This window comes from Microbispora cellulosiformans, from assembly GCF_008728085.1.
Taxonomy (GTDB): Bacteria; Actinomycetota; Actinomycetes; order Streptosporangiales; family Streptosporangiaceae; genus Microbispora; species Microbispora amethystogenes.
The window spans coordinates 1-2,791 of sequence record NZ_VYTZ01000038.1; the positions used below are offsets into that span (position 1 = coordinate 1).

3 protein-coding genes are annotated in these 2,791 nt (G+C 68.7%); all 3 read right to left on the reverse strand.

What is annotated here, in order from left to right; all coding sequences use genetic code 11:
- Window positions 1–95 precede the first annotated feature (95 nt).
- Window positions 96–1,271, reverse strand: coding sequence for a Gfo/Idh/MocA family protein (locus F5972_RS36685; RefSeq protein WP_225312235.1), 1,176 nt, complete (start codon window positions 1,269–1,271; stop codon window positions 96–98).
- 37 nt (window positions 1,272–1,308) lie between these two features.
- The gene (locus F5972_RS36690) at window positions 1,309–2,370 is read right to left on the reverse strand and encodes an ABC transporter substrate-binding protein (protein ID WP_150940751.1); all 1,062 of its coding nucleotides are present in this window, start codon (window positions 2,368–2,370) and stop codon (window positions 1,309–1,311) included.
- Between the two features lie 114 nt (window positions 2,371–2,484).
- Window positions 2,485–2,791 (reverse strand): ABC transporter permease subunit (locus F5972_RS36695; RefSeq protein WP_449843645.1); only part of this gene is annotated, 307 nt, incomplete at its 5' end.

The following is a 2,791-nucleotide window of genomic DNA, read 5'->3' on the forward strand; positions in this document are numbered from 1 at the left end:
AAGACCGTCGTAGCCCCACTCGGCGGCCAGCCGGCAGACCTCCTCGAACGGCAGGTCGGCCCACTGACCGGTGAACAACGTGATCGGCCTGGTCATCAGTCCTCCACACTCGTGAAGCGGCTACCGGAAGCCGCGCTCTCCTCGACGGCGGCGAGCACCCGCTGCACCTGGAGGCCGTCCTCGAAGGACGGCGTCGGGTCGGTGCCGGCGGCGATCGCCTCCAGGAAGTCCTTGACCTCGTGGACGAAGGTGTGCTCGTAACCGAGGCCGTGGCCCGGCGGCCACCAGGCCCCCACGTACGGGTGGTCCGGCTCGGTGACGAGGACCCGCCGGAAGCCGGCGTCCGACTCGGCGGCGTCGTAGAACCACAGCTCGTTCATCGCCTCGAAGTCGAAGGACAGGCTGCCCGCCGACCCGTTGATCTCGATGCGCAGCGCGTTCTTGCGGCCGGTGGCGAAGCGGGTGGCCTCGAACGACGCCAGCGCGCCGCCCTCGAAGCGGCCGATGAACAGCGCCGCGTCGTCCACCGTCACCTCGCCCTTCTCACCGCCGCCGCCCTGGCCGGCCAGGCCGCTCGACCCCTCGGCGAGCGGGCGCTCCTTCACGAAGGTCTCGGTGAGCGCCGTCACCCCGGTGAGGTTCCGGCCGACGATGAACTGGGCGGTGTCGATGATGTGGGCGCCGATGTCCCCCAGCGCGCCGGACCCGGCCTTGTCCTTCTGGAGCCGCCACACGAGGGGGAACTCCGGGTCGACGATCCAGTCCTGCAGGTACTGCGCCCGCACGTGCCGGATCTCGCCCAGCCTGCCCTCGGCCACGAACTTCCTGGCCAGGGCGATGGCGGGGACGCGGCGGTAGTTGAAGGCGACCATGCTGCGCACGCCGCGCGCCGCCGCCTCCTTCGCGGCGGCGGTCATCGCCTCCGCCTCCGCCACGGTGTTGGCCAGCGGCTTCTCACAGATGACGTGCTTGCCCGCCGCCAGTGCGGCGATCGCGATCTCGGCGTGCGAGTCGCCCGGCGTGCAGATGTCCACGATCTGCACGTCGTCACGCTCGATCAACCGCTTCCAGTCCGTCTCGACCGCGGCCCAGCCGAGCGTGTCGGCCGCCTCGGCCGTACGCTCGGCGGACCGCCCGGACAGGACGGCCATGGCCGGCCTCATCGGTACGTCGAAGACCGCCGCGACGGTCCGCCACGCCTGTGAGTGCACGCGCCCCATGAACGCGTACCCCACCATGCCGACACCCAGCGCCGGCCTGCTTTCAGTCACTAGAACTCCCTCGAATCAGGGCTGGATCAGGGCTGGATCAGGATTCGAACCCGGTCGGCAGGTACTTGTCGGCGTTGTCCTTGACGACGGTCTCCGACGTCAGCGTGATGGACTGCGGCACCTGCTGCTCCAGCAGGTCGCTCATGCCCTTGCCCTGCGCGATCAGACGCGCCAGCTTGATCGCCGAGGCGGCCATCGTCGGGCTGTAGGTCACCGTGGCCTTCAGCACGCCGCTGTCGGCCTTGATGTCACGCATCGCGTTCGCCGAACCGGCGCCGCCGACCATGAAGAACTCGCTGCGCCCGGCCTCCTTGATCGCCGCCAGCACACCGATGCCCTGGTCGTCGTCGTGGTTCCAGATCGCGTCGATCTTCTTGTGCGCCTGCAGCAGGTTGCTCGCGACCTGCGTGCCCGACTCCACCGTGAACTTCGCGTCCTGCTTCGCCGTCACCTTGAACCCGAAGGTCTTCAGCGCGTCCTCGAAGCCCTTGCTGCGGTCCTGGGTCAGCGGCAGCGTCGCGATGCCCTGGATCTCCAGGATCACCGGGTCGGCCACGCCCTTGTCCTTCAGCGTCTTGCCGATGAAGTTGCCGGCGGCCACGCCCATGCCGTAGTTGTCGCCGCCGATCCAGGTCCGGTACGACAGCTTGTCGGGGAACACCCGGTCCAGGTTGATCACCGGGATGCCGGCGTCCATCGCCTGACGGGCGACCTGGTTGAGCTGCTGGCCGTCGTTGGGCAGGATCACCAGCGCGTTGACCTTGGCCTGGATCAGCGACTCCACCGCGGAGATCTGCTGGTTGATGTCGTTGGTCGGCTCGACCGCCTTGAGCTCCACGTCGGAGTACTGCTTGGCGGCGTCGGCGGCGTTCTTGCTGATCGCGGCGATCCAGCCGTGGTCGGCGGCCGGAGCCGAGAAGCCGATGACGACCTTGTCGCCGGGGGCGTCGTTACCGCCGGTGGCCGCCGCGGCCGGAGCCGCCGCCGGAGCGCTGGCCTGCGCGGCCGGCTCGTTGCTGGTGCAGGCGGTGATGAGAGCGCCCGCGCCGATGACGGCTCCGCCGAAGAGGAAGCCCCGGCGGCCGGGGTTCTGCGTCATTTCTTTCTCCTTGAGATGGGGTTGTGCAGTGGGGACAAACAGTGCTGACAAAGAGCGTGAGAGGCCGAGGCCACGGCCGTGGAGCCGGTGGCCTGGCGAGCTTCGGGGGGTTGGTCAGGTCGCGGATTTGAGGCTTCGCCGCTGCAGCAGCACGGCGGCGACGATGATGACGCCCTTGGCGACCAGCTGGTCGGCGGTGTTCAGCCCGTTGAGGATGAACAGGTTCGTGATCACCGTGAAGATCAGCAGACCCAGGATCGAACCGATGATCGTGCCCCGCCCACCGGTCAGCAGCGTCCCACCGATGATCACCGCAGCGATCGCGTCCAGCTCATACAGATCACCATGCGTCGAGGACCCCGTCGTGGTCCGCGCCATGATCAGCACCGCCGCGATCCCGCAGCACAACCCCGACAGCGCA